This window comes from Microvirga tunisiensis (assembly GCF_009296175.1).
Classification (GTDB): domain Bacteria; phylum Pseudomonadota; class Alphaproteobacteria; order Rhizobiales; family Beijerinckiaceae; genus Microvirga; species Microvirga tunisiensis.
In genome coordinates this window covers 1-3,071 of sequence record NZ_VOSK01000534.1, presented here as the reverse complement: position 1 = coordinate 3,071, position 3,071 = coordinate 1, and the positions used below count along the sequence as shown (strand labels likewise).

Here is a 3,071-nt window from a genome sequence, read left to right as displayed (position 1 = left end):
ACCCCATGTCTTCTCCGCCAACGCGTTCCGACGTTCCAAACCTCGCCGCGATGAAAAAGGCGCAACAGATTGGCTCGCCCAAGCCGCAAGTCAGGTCATCGCAACCAGCGCAGGTGAATACGATCGGCTAGTACGGAGAGCGCTTGAGGAGTGCCAATAAAGACGATGGGGATCTTGGCAATATTTTGGAACATCACAAGGAAGTTGAGCAGAGTTTCGACGCCAACTCCCTTTGCAGCCAAGAGGTTTTGAATTTCATCGATAACTAAGACGCCTAGATAGTGCCTTGCTGCAATCTTCGCCGCTTCAATTATGAATTCTTCGACTGACGTGTCGCGCAGGCGACGTGGTTTGTACTTGGTGCCGATCAGGCTATCGATGGCCTCTGTGAGGGCCAGTAGAAGTTGCTTGATACTTCCACCACCAGGACAGTCTAGCTTGAGCCATACCAGTTGCAGAAACTTGTACTTCTTATGCAACAATGCTTGCGGCAGAAACGAGAGGGTCTGTTCGATCACCGTTGATTTCCCGAGCCCGGAAATCCCAAACAGCGCGAAGGAAGGTGCTGTTGATGGTGGAGCCGCAAAAAGCGATCGACGATCCCCGTCAAGCGAATGTCTGTAGAGACGTATCAACTCGGCTCGATAATCCGGTCTCAAGGGATTCCGATGTACATAGCCACCCCGCAGTATCAGGTTCAACGTATCGGCGACTTCGAAATGTTGAGGTAGGGGTTCTAGGTAGTTATCCAGGCGTGAAATTGCCTGCATGCGCATAACAGGCGACAAAGTTCTCTCTTCATCAGATACAAGCGGAAATCTGCCAAACGCTCTCATAAGGTCACTTATGTCAGTAAGCGGTGGCAGGGCTTCAATCAACGGATTGCCTTTGTATTCCTCCAAAATAGCAGGGCGGTATTCAGCGGGGATAACATTGATAGGAATGGCCCCACTCATGCGCCTAGCCATCGCCATCTCTTCCCCGGTCCTGACGGTGTTGTCTCAAAATAGCCAACAAGTCGCTCGTCATTGAGTTGGTCGGCGATCCACTGCCCCCTAAGTCGCTGGATACTGTGACTTTGTCGACAGCGTTGGATTGCGCAAGGTTGAACCTTTCCCGGGCTCTTTGGGCCTCCCTTTCCTGCGACCTGTTCTCTCGGATTGACGCTAGCCTTGCGGTCTTCGTGCCTTCGGGGCTGCCGATAGCTTTGGCTTCTGCGATAGCCCGCTTCTCAACCGCTCTCATCTCACGGCGAGACTGAATTCGGCGGCTTTGCCTTTCATTCTCGGTCGCGGCAAGGTTATCCTTGTATGCGTGATCAAGTTCCTGAACCTCTACGAGGGTCTTGCCAGCTCGAGAGGAGTTTGGGTCTAATAGGCTGCAGACTTCGTATCCATTTGGAAGCTTGGAGTTTCGGAGATAAAAGGTTCCAAGATCTCTAGGATCATATGAGATGGCTTCGTGCCATTCCTGCTTACGAGCAATAGAAAACCATTCCTCCCGCAATGCAGTCGGACAAGAGTAAAAGTCTCCGTTAAACTCGATCCCTTTAGATGTTACCTTCGCCTTATCAGGGTACATGACATTCAATGCCACTTCGTCGACTGATGCCGTAGGTAGAGCTTCGCTTCGATTGATGATGCCCCAATTCCAGAGGTCGATCGGGCACGCAGTCATGCCCTCTGTTATCATCTCTGCAGGTGGTAATTTCCCCCCAATGGGATGGTAATTATGCTCAATAACGGCGCGGATTACGTTGCCCGTATATTCGTAGAGGTTGAGCTTGGAGGTGAAGCGGTAATCCTCTGCTCCACGTTCCTTGAAGTCTGAGCGGATATACCCTGGTACAAATTCCTTGAATGTTGCTGGCACACTTCCGAAACGTCGTTCTACAAGAGCTTGCAGGTCAGGGCGCCATGGGCCGACATTATCAATTTCGACGTGCAGCCCGTGTACGATATTGTGCCCGAGGCGGGTATTTTTCAGTTCTCCGCAGTCAGCTTGGAGTATCTTTGGCAAATAGTGGGAAGGCCGATCCATCTCCTCGATATCGATGCCGTATTGCCTGCAAAATGAAACTTTTGGTGTGACAACATTGACGAGGGCCATCATAGCCCCAATCCAGGAAGGCCCTTCGAAGCCAACATAGATGCCGACAATCAATCGGCTGAATGTATCAATTACGAAGTAGATAACCGGACGGCCTACAATGCGTTGACGATCAAGTTGGGACCGAAGGTAGACATCACCAACAGTGGCGTCGATGAAGTAGCGATCTCCTGGTCCCTGAATGTCCCCGTCAGCCCGTCCTACAAGCCCACGTCCCTCGAGGTTCCAGCGCTTTTGCCCGTTTCGCTTTCGGTAACGCTCAGCAAACGGGTATGTGGTATTTACGAAGTACCGGAACTGAGTGAGCGTTGGCTTTGCGTTCTCGTCAATATGAATGCGGACGCGTCCTTGATCGTCCGTAAACTCCTTCGAAAAGTATATATCGATAATATGATCTAGGGCCTTCTGCATGCTGCATTTGCGGGCGAAGTAGTGTGTTGCTCCAACGTGGAAGTATGAGTGAACCTCATCGTTGACGTTGATCCCTGGATTGATCCCGGCGATGCGGGTGTAAACGCGAGGGCGTCCGAGCTTCTTCCCAGTGGGGTTTCGTCTTTTTCCAGGTCCGCCACACTTGCAATAGTTTGTCTGAAGCGCAGCGAAGGTCATGCCATGCCGCCAAAATAGCTTTAGCCGTTCCTATTCACCAGAGTTTGTTTCGGGGCCTATTTGGTAGCGCGGGCGTGCCGATCCGCTGCGTTTCTTTCACCGCGGCAAGGTCTGGAACGTGGGGAACGCGTTGGCAGGGACGGGATGGGATGACCGGGGCGATGGCAGCCCCGGCGCTCAGGGCGAGGCCGCCCGGGGCTGGGGTGCCAGAGCGCTCGCAAGACGCCGGACGAGATCCGCTTCCGGACAGCACGAGGCAAAGGCCAGTCGGATGCGGCTGGTGGTTTCCTGCACCCGCACGGCGATCTTGAGCAGGCGCAACCGCAGCGTTGCGAACTCCGCCCGGGCGAGAT

3 protein-coding genes are annotated in these 3,071 nt (G+C 53.2%); all 3 read right to left on the bottom strand.

Annotated elements, in window-relative coordinates:
• Positions 1-95 precede the first annotated feature (95 nt).
• Entirely contained in the window at positions 96-968 is an 873-nt protein-coding gene (locus tag FS320_RS40775; protein ID WP_162003583.1) for an ATP-binding protein, read from the bottom strand.
• Positions 961-2,718 (bottom strand): DDE-type integrase/transposase/recombinase, encoded by a 1,758-nt coding sequence (locus tag FS320_RS40770; protein ID WP_152718227.1) that lies wholly within the window; start codon positions 2,716-2,718, stop codon positions 961-963. The genes FS320_RS40775 and FS320_RS40770 overlap by 8 nt, the downstream gene beginning before the upstream one ends.
• Before the next feature lie 177 nt (positions 2,719-2,895).
• Positions 2,896-3,071 (bottom strand): transposase (locus tag FS320_RS40765; RefSeq protein WP_192926244.1); only part of this gene is annotated, 176 nt, incomplete at its 5' end.

What these genes read in the sequence shown, in the direction of transcription:
- FS320_RS40770 (WP_152718227.1), bottom strand. Translation starts at nt 2,718, where the DNA reads ATGACCTTCGCTGCGCTTCAGACAAACTATTGCAAGTGTGGCGGACCT.
- FS320_RS40775 (WP_162003583.1), bottom strand. Translation starts at nt 968, where the DNA reads ATGGCTAGGCGCATGAGTGGGGCCATTCCTATCAATGTTATCCCCGCT.